Annotated in this window: 19 protein-coding genes; 1 reads left to right on the top strand and 18 read right to left on the bottom strand. The window is 58.0% G+C overall.

The window, feature by feature from the left end:
- Positions 1-165: 165 nt before the first annotated feature.
- Complete coding sequence (gene bhsA / locus ACO0U8_RS17875; protein ID WP_217204221.1) at positions 166-423, bottom strand: multiple stress resistance protein BhsA; 258 nt, start codon at positions 421-423, stop codon at positions 166-168.
- Between the two features lie 416 nt (positions 424-839).
- On the opposite strand from bhsA, the gene ACO0U8_RS17870 reads away from it, so the two are divergent.
- A complete protein-coding gene (locus ACO0U8_RS17870) occupies positions 840-1,088 on the top strand; it encodes a GlsB/YeaQ/YmgE family stress response membrane protein (RefSeq protein WP_056775793.1) in 249 nt (82 codons plus the stop codon).
- 66 nt (positions 1,089-1,154) lie between these two features.
- On the opposite strand, the gene ACO0U8_RS17865 is transcribed toward ACO0U8_RS17870, so the two are convergent.
- From ACO0U8_RS17865 to uca, 17 genes are all read right to left on the bottom strand, one after another.
- Positions 1,155-1,538 (bottom strand): hypothetical protein, encoded by a 384-nt coding sequence (locus tag ACO0U8_RS17865; protein ID WP_421671364.1) that lies wholly within the window; start codon positions 1,536-1,538, stop codon positions 1,155-1,157.
- Positions 1,538-1,954 carry a DUF2442 domain-containing protein gene (locus tag ACO0U8_RS17860; RefSeq protein ID WP_122097178.1) on the bottom strand — a complete coding sequence of 139 codons (417 nt, stop codon included), beginning with the start codon at positions 1,952-1,954 and terminating at the stop codon, positions 1,538-1,540. The genes ACO0U8_RS17865 and ACO0U8_RS17860 overlap by 1 nt, the downstream gene beginning before the upstream one ends.
- Before the next feature lie 123 nt (positions 1,955-2,077).
- The gene (locus ACO0U8_RS17855) at positions 2,078-2,983 is read right to left on the bottom strand and encodes a LysR substrate-binding domain-containing protein (RefSeq protein WP_421671363.1); all 906 of its coding nucleotides are present in this window, start codon (positions 2,981-2,983) and stop codon (positions 2,078-2,080) included.
- An 84-nt stretch (positions 2,984-3,067) separates the two neighbouring features.
- Positions 3,068-4,288, bottom strand: a complete 1,221-nt coding sequence (locus tag ACO0U8_RS17850) for a cytosine permease (RefSeq protein ID WP_421671362.1) — start codon at positions 4,286-4,288, stop codon at positions 3,068-3,070.
- Positions 4,289-4,319: 31 nt separating this feature from the next.
- Positions 4,320-4,712, bottom strand: a complete 393-nt coding sequence (locus ACO0U8_RS17845; protein ID WP_056775786.1) for an allophanate hydrolase-related protein — start codon at positions 4,710-4,712, stop codon at positions 4,320-4,322.
- A gap of 15 nt (positions 4,713-4,727) precedes the next feature.
- Positions 4,728-5,690, bottom strand: a complete 963-nt coding sequence (gene arcC, locus ACO0U8_RS17840) for a carbamate kinase (RefSeq protein WP_122097181.1) — start codon at positions 5,688-5,690, stop codon at positions 4,728-4,730.
- Positions 5,687-7,096, bottom strand: a complete 1,410-nt coding sequence (locus ACO0U8_RS17835) for a DUF1116 domain-containing protein (protein ID WP_421671361.1) — start codon at positions 7,094-7,096, stop codon at positions 5,687-5,689. The genes arcC and ACO0U8_RS17835 overlap by 4 nt, the downstream gene beginning before the upstream one ends.
- Complete coding sequence (fdrA, locus tag ACO0U8_RS17830) at positions 7,096-8,634, bottom strand: acyl-CoA synthetase FdrA (RefSeq protein ID WP_421671360.1); 1,539 nt, start codon at positions 8,632-8,634, stop codon at positions 7,096-7,098. The genes ACO0U8_RS17835 and fdrA overlap by 1 nt, the downstream gene beginning before the upstream one ends.
- A gap of 92 nt (positions 8,635-8,726) precedes the next feature.
- On the bottom strand, positions 8,727-9,515 hold the full coding sequence (locus ACO0U8_RS17825; RefSeq protein WP_421671359.1) for a DUF2877 domain-containing protein: 789 nt from the start codon (positions 9,513-9,515) through the stop codon (positions 8,727-8,729).
- 1 nt (position 9,516) lies between these two features.
- Entirely contained in the window at positions 9,517-10,185 is a 669-nt protein-coding gene (locus ACO0U8_RS17820; protein WP_421671358.1) for a cysteine hydrolase family protein, read from the bottom strand.
- A gap of 233 nt (positions 10,186-10,418) precedes the next feature.
- Positions 10,419-11,117 carry an urea ABC transporter ATP-binding subunit UrtE gene (gene urtE, locus ACO0U8_RS17815; RefSeq protein ID WP_414070279.1) on the bottom strand — a complete coding sequence of 233 codons (699 nt, stop codon included), beginning with the start codon at positions 11,115-11,117 and terminating at the stop codon, positions 10,419-10,421.
- A gap of 11 nt (positions 11,118-11,128) precedes the next feature.
- Positions 11,129-11,926, bottom strand: a complete 798-nt coding sequence (urtD, locus tag ACO0U8_RS17810; RefSeq protein ID WP_056777157.1) for an urea ABC transporter ATP-binding protein UrtD — start codon at positions 11,924-11,926, stop codon at positions 11,129-11,131.
- 8 nt (positions 11,927-11,934) lie between these two features.
- Complete coding sequence (gene urtC, locus ACO0U8_RS17805) at positions 11,935-13,008, bottom strand: urea ABC transporter permease subunit UrtC (protein WP_122097190.1); 1,074 nt, start codon at positions 13,006-13,008, stop codon at positions 11,935-11,937.
- Positions 13,008-14,576 (bottom strand): urea ABC transporter permease subunit UrtB, encoded by a 1,569-nt coding sequence (gene urtB / locus ACO0U8_RS17800; RefSeq protein ID WP_421671398.1) that lies wholly within the window; start codon positions 14,574-14,576, stop codon positions 13,008-13,010. Before urtB ends, urtC begins: the two co-directional genes overlap by 1 nt.
- Positions 14,577-15,353: 777 nt before the next feature.
- Entirely contained in the window at positions 15,354-16,622 is a 1,269-nt protein-coding gene (urtA, locus tag ACO0U8_RS17795) for an urea ABC transporter substrate-binding protein (RefSeq protein ID WP_421671357.1), read from the bottom strand.
- Positions 16,623-16,695: 73 nt separating this feature from the next.
- Positions 16,696-17,421: a GntR family transcriptional regulator gene (locus ACO0U8_RS17790; RefSeq protein WP_217204226.1), complete on the bottom strand. Its 726-nt coding sequence runs from the start codon at positions 17,419-17,421 to the stop codon at positions 16,696-16,698.
- A 27-nt stretch (positions 17,422-17,448) separates the two neighbouring features.
- Positions 17,449-21,081 carry an urea carboxylase gene (gene uca / locus ACO0U8_RS17785; RefSeq protein ID WP_421671356.1) on the bottom strand — a complete coding sequence of 1,211 codons (3,633 nt, stop codon included), beginning with the start codon at positions 21,079-21,081 and terminating at the stop codon, positions 17,449-17,451.
- Positions 21,082-21,083: the final 2 nt, after the last annotated feature.

Below are 21,083 nucleotides of genomic sequence, written 5' to 3'. Positions count from 1 at the left end.
TATCGTGGTGAGTCGGAGTGCAGAAATGATAAATCAGAATAGTGAATCTGACCGGGAAGTGGCAATGCGCGGATAAAGAAAATCTGAAGATGGAGAGGTAAATACAAAAAAAGCCTGTGGAAGTCAGACTTCCACAGGCTTTTCAGAGGGTTTTATCGCAGGAGATTATTTGTAGATTTCAGCGTCAGCGTGCAGTTTGTTGTTACCGGTCACGGAGATGATGCGGTAAGAAGAAGCACCGGCTTCTTTCGCCTGCTGTGACAGTTTGGTTTCCAGGCCGCTCAGGGTGGTTGAGTTGGCAGCGGAGATAACACCGATTTTCTGCATGTCACCGGACGGCTGATTCACCTGCTGAGCCGCGAAGCTACCGAAAGAAATCAGGGAGAGGGTTGCAGCTACAGCAAAAATTTTGACGTTTTTCATGATGTGTATTCCATTCAGGTTTATGTGAGTGAAAGGTGGTTGCCTTTCGATGGATGCATAATAAGCCTGATGCACAGAGATGAAAAACGGATTGATTTGAGTAAGTCATTCAAAATATTTGGTCTACTTTTTACGCAATTTTACGTCCCTGTGCGGGGAACTGACGAAACCGCGATAATGCTGACGCAGACTGTAAAAACACCCATCTTTGCTGCTGTTTTCTCCTTCCTGCTGATTTTTGGCGGGTTTGTTTAAAGAGTGCTACGCTTTCAGGGTAGTATCAGAAACGGGTTGTGCGTGGGGTATGAAAGTAAACCTGCCACCCAAACCGCAGGATTTCAATCATTCTGCATTTGTTTGGCCGACTTGGCTGAACAATATTCACGGTAGCGGAAATTTATTCGGAGGAGTCGAAAATGGGAATTTTATCCTGGATCATCTTTGGTCTTATTGCAGGTATTCTGGCTAAGTGGATCATGCCTGGCAAAGATGGCGGTGGTTTCATTCTGACCGTAGTCCTGGGTGTGGTCGGTGCTGTGGTCGGGGGTTACATCAGTACTTTCTTCGGCTTTGGTCGCGTAGACGGTTTCAACTTCGGCAGCTTCGTCGTCGCGGTGATCGGTGCGATTGTCGTACTGTTTATCTACCGCAAAATCAGGAGCTAATGGTTCGCCATTACGCCTGAAAATAAAAAAAGCCGCGCATTGTCGCGGCTTTTTTGTGTCTGTGATTTACTCCACCGGTGACGTCGGCAGGCGCACGATGTCCTGATTTTCATTGCCCATCCAGTACACGCCTTCCTTCGCCCAGAACGGGCCTTCGATAAAGTCGAGCAGGTCGGAATACTCTTCATAAAACTGTTTGCCGTCGCGGTTATACACCCGCATATAGCCTGAGTAGTGGCCGCCATCGCCCGGCATGGTCATGCGCGGGATAAAATCGAAGGTCTTATATTCGCGCACCACATATTCTTTGTTCGGGCTCCACTGCTCGGAAATCAGTTTCCCTTGTTTCCACCACTGGTAACACCCCGCGATAACCATCACCAGCACTGCCAGTATGATCCCGCGCATACGCTGGCGTACCAGCGCTTCCTGGCTTTTGATTTTGGGCATTAACTTAACTCTGCATTTTTACGCGGACGTCCGCCTTTTTTGCCATTCTCCCGGCTGGTGCTGGCTTTAACAGCACTGCGCATGGCGCCGTTGATCGAGGCGACAATTTTCTGTAAATCACTGGCGTCAAAGAGAATTTTTGCCAGTAAACCCGGAAGGTAGATGTCCACATCACATGCCGGAATGCGCAGCGCTTTGCTGAAACCATCTACCTCTGCGCTGTTAAGCTGTTCTTGCGTGGCGAACTGAAGTTCTTCAATGAGATCAATGTTTATAAGATAGCCGACGCCATTGCCGTGCATGATCATAAAAGCATGTTGCCCTGGGCGATATTCGACTGAAACCGGACGGGAAGGGTCATTAGCCGTTTGTTCCCCCCGTTTCAACGCCGCTTCAAATCGTGTCATTGGTGCCATGGATTTTCTCCCATTCAGCATTGAGCGTGACGATATTTGCCTCTAAATAACGAAACAAAGATTTGATCTCCGCGAAAGATGAATAGCGACTTTTTTCGTCATATTAAAACACTCTACCCGGTTTCACTTCCCGCACAATTCCCCCTTAACGCCCGGTGCCAGCAGATAATCGAGGCACCACTGGCAGACTTTGCCCATGCCGTCGGAGCGGGCGGCGAGGAACAGTTGGGTCGCATGTTTATGTTCCTGCATCGGTTTTTTCACCAGCCGGCCATTGTTGAGTAACGGCAGGGCGAGGTGATGAGGCAGATAGCCGATGCCGGTATTGCGCTCGATAAGGGAAATGGCGATGGCAAAATCAGGGACGAATAAGGGTTTTTGCCCCTCGAGCAGCCACGCCTGCTGATGGGCAAAATTCACTGCCGTATCGCGAATGCACACCGCCGGATACTGCCGCAGCTCGGCGTTGGTCAGCGGTTGCATCAGCGTTGCCAGCGGATGCTGCGGGCCGACGACAAAATCCCATTCCAGCTGGCCGAGACTTTCGGTGATCACCCCTTCGCTGCCCGGCACATTATGCGGCGCGCCAATCACCAGATCGGCCCGTTTACTGTAAAGCGCGTCCCAGCAGCCGTTGTAGACCTCAACGTTCAGCGACAGCCGCGTCGAGGGAAATGCCCGCTCAAAGGCACTGATAAAATCCACCAGCACAGGCACCGGCACGATGTTATTCACCGCGATGATAAATTCCTGCTCGACGCCTTCATGGATAAGGGCCGTATTGCGTTTCAGGGCATCGAGATCGCTCAGAAGGGTTTTGCTGTGGCGGATAAAATAGTGCCCGGCAGGCGTCAGTTCAATGTGATTGCCTTTGCGGATAAACAGCGCCACGCCGAGGCTTTCCTCGAGCTTTTTCACGGTATAGCTGATGGCAGAAGGGACTTTGTTCAGCTGATCGGCGGCGGTGGTAATGCTCTGGTATTTCGCGACCAGATGGACGATACGAATACTTTCATCAGAAATCAGCATACAAAGGCGCTCCTGCCATAAAAAAAGGAAACCCGTCGTCATGACGGATTTCCTTAATTATGCCGTATTTTACCCTTTTCGCCGTCAGTGCTTTTGCATCCGGCTAAACAGCGCATAACAGACGCAGGCCACCAGCATTGAATCCACTGACGGAATGGTGGTGAGCGTCATCATGCCTTTTACCGTCATGAAACCGACGGCGGAACCGAGCAGCCAGGCGACAAAAGTCAGTAACTTGATTGGTGGCTCACGGGTCAGGACGTCTGCCTGATAGCCGTTGCGACGGTACAGGAAGAAATCCGCGATATAAATCCCGGCCACCGGCGGGGTAGCGATCCCTAAAAACAGCAGGAAGGGGATGAACCAGGCCATGATGTCCATGCTGCCGATAATCGCCGCAAGCACGCCCAGCGCCAGCGTAATCTGCCATTTAGGGAAACGGGTCAGCAGGGTGGAAACCACCAGCGTGCCCTGGAACATATTCCCCGCATTGCCGGTGATGCAGGCAAAAATCAGCAACATCGCCGCCGGCAGCACCGCGCCGAAAACAGCCATCGCCCCGAGAAGGGAACCCTGACCGCTCAGCGCGCTCGGCATGGCCCCGGCCCAGTAGAGCAGCGGATACGCCACCAGAAACGCGGCGGTTGCGGCAATCAGCGCATGTTTGCGGTTATGCACAAAACTGCCGAAATCGGGCAATGTCGCGACCAGCACAATAATGGTGCCGACCACGGTAGACACCGCCACGCCCGTATTCATCTGGCTGAGGCTGTCCGCCACCGGCGCGTGGCCGTGCATCGCCACATACAGGATGTAAACCAGCACCAGCGCAATCACCGGCACGGCGACCTGCGCGATTTTGCCGAGAACGGCAAAACCGAACGCCGTCGAAGCAACGAACACGCCGCAGCCGAGCGTCACCAGCAGCGGCACGGGCACGTCCAGCCCATGCTCTGCCAGCAAATCATGGACTGAATGGCCGAACATATTGGCGGTGACCGCAATCCAGCCAAACAGGCTGACGGCCATCAGAATGTTAATCGCCACCGCGCCTTTTTCACCGAAGGCATATTTCACAATGCCGTAGGTCGGCAGGCGGGCTTTTTCACCCACGCAGATGGTGATGGCCGCCAGCAGCGTGAGAATAATTCCGCCGAGCGCCACCACGGTAATCAGCTGCGAACCTGACAACTGATTGCCCAGACTTGATGAAGAAAGCAAAACCGGTGTGACGGCAATGCCCAGTAATATCATGGCGATACGCAGGCCTGACGCCGTATTCGGTGCATTTTCTGTTTTACGCATAACCCAATCCTTTTCAGTGAAGGCCGTTCTCTCAGCGGGTGTGATGATGCCCGGTATACTGGCGCCAGCCGCCGGTTGCGGTGATGTCGGTTTGTCCTTCCACCAGCCAGGGTTCTGCCAAAACGCCCAGCACTTCGCTGCCGTCCTGCAACTTCACTTTACCGATGCTCAGCCCTGCCGGTTCGCTGCTCAGCAACGCGGCGAAAGAAGCGGGCGGCAGCGCCCAGATTTCCAGGCTGACGGTGTTTCCGCCCTGCTGAACGCGGATCATCCCCGGGTGGCGGTCGTTGATGGTCCACAAACGGTAATGGGCATCGGTGCTGTCTTCGCGCACGAACACGCCACCCGCGCCGGTCATGTTCGGGTTCAGTTCCAGACCGCGCATCAGCGTGCCGTTCACTGCCAGTAAAATAGTGTTTTCCATGTTGATATCCTTATTTTAATTATGTGAAATCCAGGTGCCGGTCTGATGATTCAGGGCGGCTTTAATCGCTTCCGGGCTGGTGATCAGCCCTTTGGCGTGTTTTCCCTGTTGCTGGCTGTTGTTGATAAATTTCACGATGGCCTCGACTTTCGGCTGCATACTGCCCGCGCCAAACTGCCCTTCGCGAATAAACGTTTCGGCCTGTTCCACGCTGAGATTGCTCAGCCATTGCTGCTGCGGCGTGCCAAAATTCACGGCGACCTGTTTCACGCCGGTCGGGATCAGCAGTAAATCCGCACCGAGTTGTTCCGCTAACAGCGCTGACGCCAGATCCTTATCAATCACCGCTTCCACGCCCGTCAGTTGCTGATGCTCATCGCGTACCACCGGGATGCCCCCGCCGCCGCAGGCAATCACAATGCAGCCCTGTGCCAGCAGCGTGCTGAGGGTCTGGCGCTCCAGAATGTCGAGCGGCAGTGGCGAAGGCACGGTTCTGCGCCAGCCGCGTCCGGCGTCTTCGGCAATGCTCCAGCCGAGTTCCTGCTGACGCTGACGGGCGGTCGCTTCATCCATAAATGCGCCGACCGGTTTAACCGGATTTTGAAACGCCGGATCCTGCGCGCTGACCAGCGTTTGCGTCACCAGCGCCACAACCGGGCGCGAAATGCCGCGTTTTTGCAGCTCGTTCAGCAGGGCTTTCTGGAACATATAGCCAATCGCCCCCTGCGTATCGCCGACCGCGTAATCAAGCGGCACCGGCGCCACTTCACCGGCAGCCAGCTCCGAACGGCGCAGAATAAACCCGACCTGCGGGCCATTACCATGCGTGAGCACAACGTCCCAGCCCGCTTCAATCATGTCCACAACCGGACGCACGCTCTCAATCACCGCCTGATACTGATCGGGAATACTGTTTTTGTGTTCATCGGCGATCAGCGCGTTTCCACCGACGGCCACCACGGCTAAAGGTGTGTTCATGCCGGGATCTCCTGAGAAAGCGCCTGAAGTGCATCGGTAAAGCAGGACATCGGTGCGGTAGTGATCCCCGCGCCAATCTGGCCGACACCCGCCAGTTTGTGGGCGATACCGGTATTGATGATCGGAAGGATGGCGCGGTCGGCGACTTTACGGGCGTCGATGCCCGCCGCCGTCGGCGCGAAGTTCAGCGCAGGCAGGGTAAATGCCGGATTGCCGCCGAGAGTGATCAGCTGCATTTTGCGGCTGTTACTGGAGGCATCCGCAGGCGTGCCGCCGACAAATTTGACGATGGCCGGAGACGAGGCCATTGCGAAGCCGCCGACACCGGCGGTTTCGGTGATCGCGCTGTCGCCCAGATCGGCGGCGGCATCTTCCACGCCGTAACCGGGGAAGAACAGGCCTTCTACCGGATTGGCCGGAGCCTGATACCAGCGGTCGCCGGTGCCGGAAAGACGGATACCAAAGTTAACGCCGTTACGCGCCATCACCGTGACCATCGAGCTGTAAGGCACGTCCGCCGCCGCATCCATCATTGCCTTACAGGCCGCCATCGACAGATTGAGGAAGAAGTGATCGTTACCGGTGATAAACGCCACGCAGCGCTGAAGCTGTTCAGCGGGCAAATTGCATTCAAGCAGCGCCGGAACCAGACGCTTGATCAGCAAACCGGTGGCTGCCGCATTGCGGTTATGCACTTCATCGCCCATGTGCAGCGCCTGCGCCATCAGCGGTTTCAGTTCCATCTCACCGAGTTTTAGTACCGCCGCTTTCATCGCCGGAGCCAGCTCTTTAGCCATCCAGCGCAGACGATCCAGAACTTCTTCGTTATTGGCGCCAAAGCGTAAAACTTTGCCAAGACCTTCGTTGAAATTGCTGAATGCCAGTTTGCCGTTGGTTTTGTTTTCAATCACCCACAGCGGCATCGACGGGCTGATAATACCGGCCATCGGACCGACCGCGTGATAGTGGTGACAAGGCTCGAGCGCAATGTTGCCCGCTTCAATCATCTGCTCTGCATTCTGATGACCGGTTGCCCAGCCTTCGTAAATCACCGCGCCGATGATCGCGCCTTTCACCGGGCCGCACATGTCTTGCCAGGCAATCGGCGGGCCGGAGTGCAGAATGAGTTTGCGCTCGCTCATGGCCGGAATGGCCTCGCGCGCGGCCAGCACATCCACCAGCGCCGGTTGCGCGCTGAGATAGCGGGCAAACGCCACGTCGTTGGCTTTTTCGACCAGCGGGTGGCGCAGCAATTCCGCCAGACTCAGACCGGCAGCGATATCGCCCAGCGCAGGCGGCTGCCAGCTCAGCGGCACCACATTGCCACCGGCGGTTTTCAGGTTTTCAGCAAAGCTGTTCAGACCGGCATTGACCACGCAAAGTGGCTGATTGAGTAACGTATTCATTATTTTTCTCCCTTCTTTTCTGCCTGAATGCGGGCAATCTGGCTGGCCCACAGCGCGGCCTGTGCGTTGCATTCAGCAATCACCACACCTGCCTGGCGCAATGCGTCGATCTGACGTGAACGTTGTTGCGGATCGGCTTCGGTGCCGCAGACGTGGGCGACCAGCAGCGGGCGCTGATCGCGCGGATGCTGTGCGAGGATTTCCAGTAATTCCGCTGCCGGTTCGGCGGCCGCGCCATAACCCAGCACCAGATCGAACAGCAGAACGGCGGTTTGCGGGTCACTGAGCTCGGCGGCAATGCGCTGATTGCGCAGCGTCGGGTCGATCATCGGGTGCGGTTTGCCACGGGTGTAATCGTCGTCGCCCATGTCGATCAGGGTGTGACCGCGGCTGCGCCACACGTCATCCGGTTTTTTGTTGCCGGTAACCGGCGTATTGGATGCGGCGTGAAAACCCTGTTGCTGACAAATCAGCTGGCTTTCATAACAGAAAGTGCCTCCGGCAAAGACGCCGCGAATATCGGTGCGTGTCGCCGGTAAGGCGTGGCATTGCTCAGGGCGGATGATTTCACCGAAAGCCGTCACGGATGGCTTGCCGTCGAGCAGCGCCACTGCCTTACCGGCGGCTTCTGCGAGAGTGGTTGCCGGGAAAACGCGATCGCGGGCGATATCTGCCGCATCTGCGCCGAGGAAGTTCACCACCACCGGCTTGCCGCAGGCGCTGGCCTGTTCCAGGATGCGTTCGGCGACGGCGCGGGCAGGGGGTTTGGAAATCAGCACAATCACTTCGGTATCCGGATCGCCTGCCAGCATGTTCAGGCCGTGCAGCATGGAAATGCCGCCGATCTCTTCATGCAGGTCATGGCCGCCGGTGCCGAGCGCCTGAGAAATCCCCGCGCCGAGATGATCCACGCGGCAGGTGACTTCCTGCACGCCGGTACCGGACGCGCCGACCACGCCGATCGCGCCACGTTTCACGACGTTAGCAAAACCCAGCGGCATCCCGTTGATGATCGCGGTGCCGCAGTCCGGCCCCATCACCAGCCGGTTCTTTTCGCGCGCCAGCGTTTTGATCTGTTTTTCCTGCGCCAGACTGACGTTATCGCTGAACAGCATCACGTTCATGTCCAGTTGCAGCGCCTTAATCGCCTCGGCGGCGGCGTAATCACCCGGCACGGAAATCAGCGCCAGATTGATGTCGGGATGGCGTTCCAGCGCCATATCCAGACTCACCAGATTTGGCGCGAAAACGCCGTCTGTGGCGGCTTCCTGCGGTTTGCTGCTGAGCAGTTCGCGCGCCAGCGTCATGGCTTCCTGACAGGCCGCTTCATCGCCTTTGACCGCAATAATCAAATCGTTTGGACCGGCTTTCATCTCCTGACCCAGACCGGCATCCGCCAGCTGCGCCAGATTGGTTTGCGTGCCCATCACCACAGAGGCCTGTTCGATGCCCGGCTGTTTGCTGATGTTGGCGGAGATTTGCATCAGCGACACCGAGTCCTGATACATATTGCTGAAAACCTGAGAAATGACACTCATAACAATTACCTGTGCTTACTGCCTGTTTTTACAGGCAAAGGGATCCCCTGCCGGCGCGCAGGGGCAACCGGCATGAAGAGAAAAAGAGTGAGTTACAACGTGGTCTGTAGCGTGCGCATTCCGTGCAGAAGGCCTGCCAGACAGTCAGTGCCTGAACTGGCACCAAACTGCATGACGTTCTGCGCCGCGCTGCGCACTATGTCGTCGCTGGCCGGTGTGGTCAGCAGCATCAGCAGGTCACAAAGCGGCTCAGAGAAATGCCCGTCCAGCGCGCGGCGCAGGTAATGCGCGCTGATATCGTTGGTGCGCGTCAGATGGCTGGCGATGATCTCCTGCATCAGCCGGTAATGTCGTGCGATGCGCGGCGCCGTCTGCCAGCGCCACAATCCGGCCAGATAACCGAGCAGATAATCGTCGCCGTCCGGCGTCAGCCCGCCGCCGAAGCCGATCAGCCGTAACACCTGAAACGTCAGCTTTTCTGTGCTGTCCTGCGCAAAAATATGCGGCTGGCGCTTGTTGCTGTCACCGCCGGGCAGCAGCATCAGTTCACTTTCCACCGGCTGTTTGATCAGCGCTTTCACCAGCGTGGCGTAGTGTTGTGGCCGCTGTTCGGGCGGCACCGGCGTTATCTGCGGCTGCCAGATTTCTGCGTGATCCAGCCCGGTTAATTCGCCGGTCATTCGTCGCCAGTCCCAGCCGTGTGGAAGCTGAACCCGGATGGCATCCGGCAAATTCGGGTAGCGGCTGGCATCGAGCAGCGTCAGTAACTGCCCGTCATCCGCCATCAGGTTCATTGCATGCTGAAAGCGGCTGTGCGCCGTCAGCGGCTGCGCGAAGCGGTCTTTAGCCAGATAGCCGAGCGAAACGACGGGCAGTTGCACGTTATGCCTTTAAGCCGTTGATGATGGCGTTCGCGTCGCTGACCCAGCCGAAAATCGCGCCCTGCGCTTTGATCATTTCCAGCGCGGATTTCTGGAACTCCGGGAAATAAGATCCGACGCAGTCCTGAGGAATAATGCATTCAAAGCCACGGTCATTGGCCTCGCGCACGGTGGTGGTGACGCACACTTCGGTGGTCACGCCGCAGACAATCAGGGTTCTGATACCGTGGTTTTGCAGCACCAGATGCAGATCAGTCTGATAAAACGCGCCTTTGCCTGGCTTATCGATAACCGGCTCACCGGCAACCGGATACAGCTCAGGAATGATGTCGTGACCGGCTTCGCCGAGCACCAGAATGCGACCCATCGGACCGTCAGTGCCGATAAACGTCTGGCCGCCACGGGTCAGTTTAGCCGGAGGACAATCGCTCAGATCGGCGCGATGGCCTTCGCGGGTGTGAATGACCAGCATTCCCTGCGCGCGGGCGGCATCCAGCACTTTTTTGCACGGCGCAATCGCCGTGCGCACTTTCGACACGTCATTGCCCAGCGCTTCGCCAAACCCGCCGGGCTCAACGAAATCGCGTTGCATATCAATCATCACTAACGCCGTCGTTTGCGGGTCAAAGGCTAACGGGAAGGGTTCTGCCTGAAATTGATGCGTAGTCATCGTTACTCTCCTGAACATCCGGTGTGGGGAAAAGAAGTACCTGTGCGCAAGTATAGAGAGGCGATGAAAGGGTGACAGCGAAATGATTTTCCGGTGAGCGCCGAATATTTTGCAGCAGGATTTTTAGCCGGAAAGAAGTGTGAGATGCCGCAAACCGCGACGGCGAGCAGCAAATAATTTGATGCTGACCCGCCGCTGGCGAGAAGTTTTTTGTTTAAGGAGTGTGATGAGCGCTAGATTGCCACCAGCCCCCGTACGCCTTCGGCCTCCATTTCCTCTCCGCGACCGCGTTTGACGATGCTGCCGCGCGACATCACCAGATAGCTGTCGGCCAGTTCGGCGGCGAAATCGTAGAATTGTTCGACCAGCAGGATCGCCATGTCGCCGCGGGCGGCGAGCTGTTTAATCACCGCACCGATTTCTTTGATCACCGACGGCTGAATGCCTTCGGTCGGTTCGTCGAGGATCAGCAGGTTCGGTTTGCAGGCCAGCGCGCGGCCAATCGCCAGCTGTTGTTGCTGGCCGCCGGACAAATCCCCGCCGCGTCGGTGTTTCATTTCCAGCAGGATCGGAAACAGATGGTAGATTTCATCCGGCACCTGCTTTGCCTGGCTGCCGGAAAAACGCGACAGGCCCATCAGCAGATTTTCTTCGACGGTCAGGCGCGGAAAAATTTCGCGTCCCTGCGGGACGTAGGCAATTCCCGCCTGCACGCGCTGGTGCGGTTTGCGGGAATTGATCACCTGATTTTGCCAGCTGATGGTGCCGGATTTCGCCGGGATCAGCCCCATCAGGCATTTCAGCAAGGTGGTTTTGCCGACGCCGTTGCGCCCGAGCAGGCACGTCACTTCGCCGATTTTTGCCTCAAAAGACAGGCCACGCAGAATGTGGCTGCCGCCGTAAAACTGATTCAGTTCATTTACCTGCAACATATTGCGATTCCTCAGCGCCCTAAATACACGTCGATAACCTGCTCGTTGGCCTGCACGTCGCGCAGTGAACCTTCGGCCAGCACCTGCCCCTGATGGAGCACCGTCACGTGGTCGGCGATGGTTTCCACAAACCCCATATCGTGCTCGACCACCATCAGCGAATGTTTGCCCGCCAGCTGTTTGAACAGCTCGGCGGTGTATTCGGTTTCGGCATCGGTCATGCCCGCCGCCGGTTCGTCGAGCAGTAATAAATGCGGCTCCTGCACCAGCAGCATGCCGATTTCGAGAAACTGTTTCTGACCGTGGGACAGCAACCCCGCCGGGCGATGGCGTTCCGCCGCCAGACGCAGCGTGCCCAGCATTTCATCAATGCGGTCGCGCTGTTCGCTGTTCATTTTGGCGCGCAGGCACGCCCATACCGATTTATTGGTTTTCTGAGCGATTTCCAGATTTTCGAACACCGTCAGCGCTTCAAACACCGTTGGTTTCTGGAATTTCCGCCCGATGCCGGACTGCGCGATGCGCACCGGATCAAGCTTCGTCAGATCGGTGCGCTGATCGTAATAAACGCGGCCGCTTTGCGGTTTGGTTTTGCCGGTGATCACGTCCATCAGCGTGGTTTTCCCTGCGCCGTTCGGCCCGATCACGCAGCGCAGTTCGCCGACGCCGATATTGAGCGACAAATTGGTCAGCGCCTTAAATCCGTCAAAACTGACGTTGATGTTTTCCAGCTGCAAAATCGGGTCGGTCTGCGCGCGGTGGCGGTCCGCCAGGTGCGGCTGGGTAAACAGGTCTTCGGTCATGGTCATCGGGCTCATCAGGATTTCCTCTTACGCAGCAGGCCAATCACGCCTTGCGGCAGGAACAGCGTCACCAGAATAAACATGCCGCCGAGGACAAATTGCCAGTATTCGGGAATGGCGACGGTGAACCAGCTTTTCGCGCCGTTGACGATGCCTGCGCCAATAACCGGGCCGATCAGCGTGCCGCGCCCGCCGAGTGCCACCCAGATGGCGGCTTCGATGGAGTTGGTCGGTGACATTTCGCTGGGGTTAATAATCCCGACCTGCGGCACGTACAGCGCGCCCGCCAGGCCGCACAGCATGGCGGAAATCGTCCACACGAACAGCTTGAAACCCTTCGGATCGTAGCCGCAGAAAATCAGCCGGTTTTCGGCGTCGCGCACTGCCGTCAGCACGCGGCCATATTTACTGCGCGCCAGCGCGAAACCGAGAGCGAGGCTGGCGACCAGCACCAGAACCGTCGCCAGAAATAATCCCACGCGCGTGCCGGTGGCGGTGACCTGAAAGCCGAGCAGGGTGGTAAAACCGGTGAAGCCGTTATTGCCGCCGAAGCCGGTTTCATTGCGGAAAAACAGCAACATACCGGCGTAAGTCAGCGCCTGCGTCATGATCGAAAAGTACACGCCTTTGATTTTCGAACGGAAGGCGAAATAACCGAACACAAACGCCAGCGCGCCCGGTACCAGTACGATCAGGCACAGCGCCCAGGCGAAATGCTGAGTGCCGGCCCAGAACCACGGCAGTTCGGTCCACGACAGAAACGACATAAAGTCCGGCAGCCCGCTGCCTGCGGCCTGGCGCATCAAATACATGCCCATCGCGTAGCCGCCGAGCGCGAAAAACAGCCCGTGACCGAGCGAGAGCAAACCGGCGTAGCCCCAGACCAGATCGAGTGCGATCGCGACGATCGCATAACAAAGGATCTTGCCGACCAGCGTCAGCGTGTAAGTTGAGATCGCCAGCGGGTTGCTGGCGGGCAGCAGCGCCAGAAACGGCATCACAATCAGGAGGATGAGCACCAGCGTGCCCACCGAAATCGCAATCTTCGGCGCTTTTTGTACGCCGGTTATCGTCAGCGGCTGGCTCATCAGTCAATCACCCTGCCTTTGAAGGCGAAGAGTCCCTGCGGACGTTTCTGGATAAACAGGATTATCAGCGCGAGGATCAGGATTTTCCCCAGTACCGCGCCGATTTCCGGCTCAAGAATTTTGTTCACTATGCCCAGACCAAAGGCCGCCACCACGGTGCCTGCCAGTTGCCCGACGCCGCCGAGCACCACGACTAAGAAGGAATCGATGATGTAGCCCTGACCGAGTTCCGGCCCGACGTTACTCAGCTGCGACAGCGCGACGCCGCCTAAACCGGCGATGCCGGAGCCGAGGCCGAATGCCAGCATATCGACGCGGCCGGTCGGCACGCCGCAGCAGGCCGCCATCGCACGGTTTTGCGTCACCGCGCGCACGTTCATGCCGAGCCGCGTTTTATTGAGCAGCAGCCAGGTCAGGCCGAGCACCAGCAAGACGAAGATGATCACCGCGATGCGGTTGTACGGCAGCACCAGATTGGGCAGGAGCTGAATGCCGCCGGAGAGCCAGCCGGGATTCGCCACTTCGACGTTCTGCGCGCCAAACAGCACGCGCACGCCCTGGATCAGGATCAGGCTGATGCCCCAGGTCGCCAGCAGGGTTTCCAGCGGACGGCCATATAAATGGCGGATGACGGTGCGCTCCAGCGCCATACCCATTCCGGCGGTGATGAAAAAAGCCACCGGCAGCGCGACCAGCGGATACAGCGCCAGCAGCCCCGGCGCGTAATGCTGAAACAGCGACTGCACCATGTAGGTCGAGTAAGAGCCGAGCATTAACATTTCGCCGTGCGCCATGTTAATCACGCCCAGCAAACCGTAAGTGATCGCCAGACCGAGCGCGGCGAGCAGCAGAATTGAGCCGAGAGACAAGCCGGTAAACGCCTGACCCAGTAAATCGCCGATCAGCAGACGATGCTGCACCGCTTTCAGGCTGGTGAGCGCGGCGTTACGCACTGTCGCATCTGGCTCAGTTTTCGGATCGGTCAGACTTTGCAGACGGCCTTGTGTATCCGGATCGCCCGAGGTGCCGAGCAGCTCAACGGCTTTCAGGCGCACCTGCGGGCTGGCGTCGGCGAGCTGTAAATTCGCCAGCGCGATAGAAAGTGCATCGTGCACCGTGCTGTCTTTTTCCAGCTCAAGACGACGGGTCAGCAGCGGCAACTGGTCGGCCTGCGCGTCGCGCTGTAAGGCTTTAGCGGCCTGCAAACGAATGGTGTTGTCGGTGCTCACCAGACGGTGCGCGGAAAGTGCATTGGCGATCAAAATTCGCAGGCGATTGTTCAGCCAGACTTTTTTGGCTTCGCCCTGGGGTTTAACGTCGCCTTCCAGCGGCGTCAGCTGATCGCCATTCTGTGTGAATGCGTGTTTCGCTTCGTCGATGACGACGTTTTCCTGCTTCAGCGCCTCGAGCAGCGGCAACCTTTCCGGCTGCGGATCTGCCGCCCATTGCTGCAATAACGTGGCCTGCTGGCTGCGGCTGGCGGCAGCAAAATCGTTGGCCGGACCGGCGTGAACAAGCCATGGCAGGCAGCCAAGCAGGAAAAACAGAGATCGAAGTAAAGTTTTCATCATGTTTTCGCCATAAAAGTAATACCTCTGGGAGCGCGGGCTTGCAGCCTAAGACCGTGGGCCTGCAGCCCACACCCGCCAAGACCTTGGGCTCGCCGCCCAAACTGGCTTAAACCGCGGGCTTGCAGCCCACACCCGCTAAGACCTTGGGCTCGCCGCCCAAACTGGCTAAGACCGCGGGCCTGCAGCCCACACCCGCCCAGAAGGAGCGCCAAGGCGCGCCCCTTCTGGACATCCCGCGCCTTTTTGTTTGTGACACCGACAGCTATCGCTGCTGGCAGGGAACGTGTTTCAGAGACTTCCGTTCACGGCGCAAACGGCGCCGCTGCGCGGTGCTCTCATTTCAGGTTCGGACCCGCCCGGAAAAAGCCCCGTGCGGTTTCTCACCGTTCATTCGCCGCCGTTTTGAGTGCGCCTTTGAGGCATTTTTAAGGTCAAAACAGACCTGCTCTGCTATTTTTTTTGACTTACATAGCCATTAGGCCGCATTCAAAAATTCCGCTGAGCAAGAGGTTCGAGACCTATGGCTCGAACCCGCCGCGAAGGTACCGCGTAGCGGCGGTATTTTGCGGCGAGAACGGATGCTCCTGGAACACGGTGCCTGTATGGCGCGATGCTGTCGGTGTCTCAGAGAAAAAACGCAGGATTCCAAAGGAGGCACGTTTATGCCTCCTTTGGGCCAGTTTGGGCGGCGAGCCCAAGGTCTTAGGCAGTTTGGACGCCAAGCCCAAGGTCTCAGTGCAAGCCCAAGCTCTCAGCGTGCCTGGGCTCCCATCCCTAATTAGTCGTTTTCACCGGGGTATCTGGCTTCTTATCGTTCCCAGCGATGTACGGACTCCACGGCTGGGCGCGGACCGGTTTGTCGGTCTGCCAGACCACGTTGAACTGACCGTTGGATTCGATTTCGCCGATCATCACCGGTTTGTGCAGGTGGTGGTTGGTTTTATCCATGGTCAGCGTGAAACCGGACGGGGCGGCGAAGGTTTGGCCTGCCATGGCGGCGCGGACTTTATCCACGTCCGTCGTACCGGCTTTTTCTACCGCCTGCGCCCACATATGGATGCCGACATAGGTCGCTTCCATCGGGTCGTTGGTCACCGCGTTATCGGCGTTAGGCAGTTTGTGAGCCCTGGCGTACGCCTTCCATTCGGCAACGAATTTCTTGTTGGTCGGGTTATCCACGGACTGGAAGTAGTTCCACGCCGCGAGGTCACCGACCAGAGGTTTGGTGTCGATGCCGCGCAGTTCTTCTTCACCGACCGAGAACGCCACCACCGGCACGTCGGTCGCTTTCACGCCCTGATTCGCCAGCTCTTTGTAGAACGGCACGTTGGAATCGCCGTTGATGGTGGAGATCACCGCCGTTTTGCCGCCTGCGGAGAATTTCTTAATGTTGGAAACGATGGTCTGGTAATCGCTGTAACCGAACGGCGTATAGACTTCTTCGATGTCGCTGTCTTTCACGCCTTTGGAATGGAGGAAGGCGCGCAGAATTTTGTTGGTGGTGCGCGGATAAACGTAGTCGGTGCCGAGCAGGAAGAAGCGTTTGGCGGCGCCGCCGTCTTCACTCATCAGATATTCCACCGCCGGAATGGCCTGCTGGTTAGGCGCGGCGCCGGTGTAGAACACGTTTGGCGACATCTCTTCGCCTTCGTACTGCACCGGATAGAACAGCAGACCGTTCAGCTCTTCAAACACCGGCAGCACGGATTTGCGCGATACCGACGTCCAGCAGCCGAACACCACCGCGACTTTATCCTGCGTCAGCAACTGGCGGGCTTTTTCGGCGAACAGCGGCCAGTTAGAGGCCGGATCAACCACCACCGGTTCCAGCTTTTTGCCGAGCACGCCGCCTTTGGCGTTGATGTCGTCAATGGTCATCAGCGCGATGTCTTTCAGTGGCGTTTCTGAAATCGCCATGGTGCCGGAAAGGGAATGCATGATCCCGATTTTGATGGTGTCTGCTGCCTGCGCGCTCCAGGCTAACCCCATGCTGACTACGGTGGCGGACAGAGCAAAGGCTTTAATAAAACGTCGACGTTGCATAGATGTACCCTCGAAATGAAAGATGATTAAGAGAACGCTGGTATGTAGAAAGTCGAAAAAATGTTTAAAAAAGTCATGACGGAAGTGTTCCGTTATTCTCCGCCCGGGCCTGATGCAGCATGTGCAGGGTAATTTTGCGCACCTCGGCTTTACTGACGGCAATATGGTCGTGTAGTTGGCGTTGTGCCTCCTCAGTGCGTTGCCCGATGATGGCGAGCAAAATGCTCGCGTGTTCCTGATAAGTGGCGTTGATCCGCTCATCTTTGGTGAAATCCAGCCGCCGGATGATGCGGATTTTCTCGGTCAGTTCGCGGTGAATACGCGCCATTTCGGCGTTACCGGCCGCGGCCACCAGCGTCATGTGAAACTCTTCGTCAAAGCGCGAGACTGCCTGCCCGTCTTGCAGCCGTGGCTTGTCTATCCAAAAATCTTTCAGCTCCGCCAGTTGCAGGGGCTGAGACGCCGGCGCACAGGCGCACAGGCGTTTGACCGCTTCCAGTTCCAGCACAATGCGCAGGTCGTAAAGCTGTTCGAAGAAGTCGAAATCGAAAGGCCGCACCTGCCATCCGCTGCGGAAAAACACTTCGACGTAACCTTCGCGTTCGAGCCAGAACAGCGCCTGACGCACCGGCGTGCGGCTGACTTCCATGCGATCGGCGATGTCGTTTTCGCTGAACCGATCGCCCGGCAGCAGGCGGAAGCTGAAAATGTCGGTTTTCAGCTGCTGATAAATACGTTCTGCCAGCCCTTCCGGGCGGTTATTTTTACTGCGTGCCGATTTGGCGTCAGTCAGTTGCATAAAGAGTCCCTTGTGGGTTCAACCCGCTTAAACCGCTAAATCCAGCCACAGCAGCGCATCACCTGGCCCGACCGGACGGCCCTGCTGGCAACTGATTTTCAGAACGGTGCCGGCGCAGGGCGCGTTCACCGAGAGTTCCATTTTCATGGCTTCGACGACGATCAGCGGCTGGCCTTCTTCGACCTGCTGACCCGGCTCGACCAGAATTTTCCAGATATTGCCGTTCAGATCGGCGCTGACGAGATGCCCGTCCTGATCCGCATCGTCTTCCACTAACTGCACGGCGTTGGCGGCGGCTTCCACCGCGGCGCTTTCGGCTTCGTGCCAGTGCGCGACTTCGCGGGTAAAGGCTTCGGCCTGTTTCGCGCGGAATTCAGCAATATCGGCGGCGTTGTCAGCAAGGAATTGCGTGTATTGCGCAAAGTCGAATTCGGTTTCTTCGATACGAACTTGTGCGCGGCCTTCGCGGAACGCTTCGCGCTGGATGTCCAGTTCGGCTTCGGTGACCTCATAAAACCGCACCTGATCGAAGAAGTGCAGCAGCCACGGCTCGCCGTTTTTGAATTGCTCGTTTTTCAGGAATTTGTTCCAGATAGGCAGCGTGCGGCCCACCAGCTGATAGCCGCCCGGTGAATCCATGCCATAAATGCACATGTACATGCCGCCGATGCCGACCGTGCCTTCGGCGGTAAACGTACGCGCCGGGTTGTATTTGGAACTGAGCAGGCGGTGGCGCGGATCGACCGGCACCGCGCACGGCGCGCCGAGATACACATCGCCCAGCCCGAGGATCAGATAGCTGGCGTCGAAAATGATGTTTTTCACTTCGTCGCGGCTCGCCAGCCCGTTGGTGCGCTGGATGAAATCGACGTTATTCGGCAGCCACGGCGCGTCGGCACGCACGGTCTGCTGATAGCGTTCGACCGCGCCGAGCGTGGCGGAATCTTCAAAGGCCATCGGCATGTGCACGATGCGGGTGGGGATTTTGAGCTGGCTGACATCGGCCAGACTGTTTTCCAGCGTCAGTAAATGTTGCAGCAGCGCCGTCTGATGCAGCACGCCGCTGTCGTAGCGGATTTGCAGCGAACGCACGCCCGGCGACAACTCCTCAATGCCTTCCTGACCGGTGGCTTTAATGGCGTTCATCAGCAGGTAAATGCGCATCCGCACCGCCAGATCCAGCACGTTATCGCCGTACTCAATCAGAACGTAGCCGTCGCCAGCCTGGCGGTATTCCACCGACGGACGATCGGCTGTCGCCGCAAGCGCAGCGAGAATGGTGGCGGAGGCGGTGGTATCGGGCAGCAGCGACGGCACCGGCAGCGCCATGGCGTTGATCGGCATCAGCGAGTCGAGCGTGCCTTGTTGCGCCAGTTCCAGCGCCTGCGCCTGTTCAAAACTGATCGGATGGAAACGAATTTTGTCGCCCGGTTTTACCTGGCCGACTTTCCACAATTCGGCTTTGGCGATGGTCACCGGGCAGACGAAACCGCCGAGGCTTGGCCCGTCGCGGGTCAGAATGACCGGGAAATCGCCGGTGAAGTTAATCGCGCCGATGGCGTATTCACAGTCATGCACGTTCGACGGATGTAACCCGGCTTCGCCGCCGTCCTGCCGTGCCCATTGCGGTTTCGGGCCAACAAGCCGCACACCGAGACGGTTGGAGTTGTAATGCACCTGCCATTCGGCGGCGAAGAAGGTGTCGATAGATTCTTTGGTGAAGAAATCCGGCGCGCCGTGCGGCCCGTAAAGCACGCCGATATTCCAGATATCGCCGTAAGGCGGCACGATGTTTTCGGCTGCCGCCTGCGGTAAACCCACCGGCGCAGGCGTGGTGCAGGCCGCGAGTTCCGGCTGCGAAACGGTCAGCATATCGGCGACACGCAGCGTACGGCCCGCGTGACCGCCAAACTGCCCGAGCGCAAAGGTCGAGCGGCTGCCGAGATACACCGGCACGTCGAAACCGTTACGCACGGCGAGATAGGTGCGGCAACCCTGCGTGGCGCGGCCCAGCGTCAGCGTCTGACCGGCTTTGACATCGACCGGCTGCCAGTAAGAAACCGGTTCGCCATCGATCGTGGCCGGGCAGCGTGCGCCGGTCAGGGCGATAATGGCGTCGCAATGAAAACGCAGCGTGGGTCCCTGTAACGTGAATTCCAGACCGGCGGCATCCAGATGATTACCGACAATGCGGTTGGCGAGACGAAAGGCAAAATCGTCCATCGGGCCGGACGGCGGCACGCCGATATCCCAGTAACCGAGACGCCCCGGATAATCCTGCACGCTGCTGTAAGTACCGGGCGCGATCACTTCGATGGCGTTGGGTGCATAAGCAAAACTGTCGAGCATGCGCGTCCACATGTCGCCGTCGCGGAACACCGGCGTGGCGACCACCTGACGCAGATAATCAATGTTGGTGGCGATGCCGTGCAGACGCGTGGCGGCCAGTGCGACCGACATTTTCGCCAGTGCGTCCTGACGGTCGGTGCCGTGAACAATCAGTTTGGCGATCATCGGATCGTAAAACGCCGACACGTCGCTGCCGGTGGATACCCAGCCATCGACGCGCACGTCTTCGGGGAAGAACACCTCGGTCAGCACGCCGGGGCTTGGCTGGAAATTCTTCAGCGGATCTTCGGCGTAAATGCGCACTTCCATCGACGCGCCCTGCGGGGCTTTTTCCATCGCAGGCCAGTCCAGCGGCTCATCTGCGGCGACTTTCAGCATGCAGTCGATGAGATCCAGACCGGTGACCATTTCGGTGACCGGATGCTCCACCTGCAAACGGGTGTTTACTTCGAGAAAATAAAATTCGTCGCGCGCGGCGTCATAGATAAATTCCACGGTTCCGGCGCTGCGGTAATTCACCGATTCGCCCAGCTCCACGGCAGCGCGATGTAACGCTTCGCGGCTGGCCTGCGGCAAGTTCGGCGCAGGCGTTTCTTCCACCACTTTCTGATTACGGCGCTGCAATGAACAGTCGCGTTCGCCGAGTGCCACCACGCGGCCTTTGCCGTCGCCAAAAATCTGTACTTCGACGTGACGGGCGCGGTCGACAAAGCGCTCCAGAAACACCCCGGCGTCGCGGAAAAACTGCTCGCCGAGACGCTTCACACTGTCCCACGCTGCGCGCAGGGCGTCTTCGTCGTCACAGCGCGTCAGGCCAATGCCTCCGCCGCCTGCGGTGCTTTTCAGCATCACCGGATAACCGATGTCTGCGGCCGCTTTCACGGCGTCTTCCAGGCTTGCGAGCAAACCGGTGCCCGGCGTCATCGGCACATTCGCGGCACCGGCTAATTCACGGGCGCGGTGCTTGAGGCCAAACTCGCGGATTTGCCCGGCGGTCGGCCCGATAAACGCAATGCCCGCCGCTTCGCAGGCATCGGCAAATTCTGCGCTCTCGGACAAAAAACCGTATCCCGGATAAATCGCCTGCGCGCCGGTTTCTGCCGCGGCGGCCAGAATTTTGTCGATCATCAGGTAGCTTTCGCTGGCCTTTTCGCCGCCCAGCGCGATGGCGATATCCGCCTGCGTGACGTGCGGTGCATTGCGGTCGGCATCGGAATACACGGCCACGCTGGTGACGCCCAGACGTTTCAGCGTGCGGATCGCGCGGCAGGCGATTTCGCCACGGTTAGCAATTAACACGGTAGTAAACATGT

Origin of the sequence: Rahnella sp. EDr1-12, from assembly GCF_049206505.1 — a bacterium.
GTDB classification, from domain to species: domain Bacteria; phylum Pseudomonadota; class Gammaproteobacteria; order Enterobacterales; family Enterobacteriaceae; genus Rahnella; species Rahnella rivi.
The sequence above is the reverse complement of the archived record's forward strand: the minus strand, read 5'-3'. Positions and strand labels throughout refer to the sequence as shown.

Excerpts from the sequence above, each read along its gene's own strand:
- uca (WP_421671356.1), bottom strand. The coding sequence starts at position 21,081 with ATGTTTACTACCGTGTTAATTGCTAACCGTGGCGAAATCGCCTGCCGC.
- arcC (WP_122097181.1), bottom strand. The coding sequence starts at position 5,690 with ATGAACACACCTTTAGCCGTGGTGGCCGTCGGTGGAAACGCGCTGATC.
- bhsA (WP_217204221.1), bottom strand. The coding sequence starts at position 423 with ATGAAAAACGTCAAAATTTTTGCTGTAGCTGCAACCCTCTCCCTGATT.
- fdrA (WP_421671360.1), bottom strand. The coding sequence starts at position 8,634 with ATGAGTGTCATTTCTCAGGTTTTCAGCAATATGTATCAGGACTCGGTG.
- ACO0U8_RS17790 (WP_217204226.1), bottom strand. The coding sequence starts at position 17,421 with ATGCAACTGACTGACGCCAAATCGGCACGCAGTAAAAATAACCGCCCG.
- ACO0U8_RS17845 (WP_056775786.1), bottom strand. The coding sequence starts at position 4,712 with ATGGAAAACACTATTTTACTGGCAGTGAACGGCACGCTGATGCGCGGT.
- urtE (WP_414070279.1), bottom strand. The coding sequence starts at position 11,117 with ATGTTGCAGGTAAATGAACTGAATCAGTTTTACGGCGGCAGCCACATT.
- ACO0U8_RS17865 (WP_421671364.1), bottom strand. The coding sequence starts at position 1,538 with ATGCCCAAAATCAAAAGCCAGGAAGCGCTGGTACGCCAGCGTATGCGC.
- ACO0U8_RS17850 (WP_421671362.1), bottom strand. The coding sequence starts at position 4,288 with ATGCGTAAAACAGAAAATGCACCGAATACGGCGTCAGGCCTGCGTATC.
- ACO0U8_RS17855 (WP_421671363.1), bottom strand. The coding sequence starts at position 2,983 with ATGCTGATTTCTGATGAAAGTATTCGTATCGTCCATCTGGTCGCGAAA.
- ACO0U8_RS17870 (WP_056775793.1), top strand. The coding sequence starts at position 840 with ATGGGAATTTTATCCTGGATCATCTTTGGTCTTATTGCAGGTATTCTG.
- urtA (WP_421671357.1), bottom strand. The coding sequence starts at position 16,622 with ATGCAACGTCGACGTTTTATTAAAGCCTTTGCTCTGTCCGCCACCGTA.
- ACO0U8_RS17860 (WP_122097178.1), bottom strand. The coding sequence starts at position 1,954 with ATGGCACCAATGACACGATTTGAAGCGGCGTTGAAACGGGGGGAACAA.
- ACO0U8_RS17835 (WP_421671361.1), bottom strand. The coding sequence starts at position 7,096 with ATGAATACGTTACTCAATCAGCCACTTTGCGTGGTCAATGCCGGTCTG.
- urtC (WP_122097190.1), bottom strand. The coding sequence starts at position 13,008 with ATGAGCCAGCCGCTGACGATAACCGGCGTACAAAAAGCGCCGAAGATT.
- urtB (WP_421671398.1), bottom strand. The coding sequence starts at position 14,576 with ATGAAAACTTTACTTCGATCTCTGTTTTTCCTGCTTGGCTGCCTGCCA.
- ACO0U8_RS17820 (WP_421671358.1), bottom strand. The coding sequence starts at position 10,185 with ATGACTACGCATCAATTTCAGGCAGAACCCTTCCCGTTAGCCTTTGAC.
- urtD (WP_056777157.1), bottom strand. The coding sequence starts at position 11,926 with ATGACCATGACCGAAGACCTGTTTACCCAGCCGCACCTGGCGGACCGC.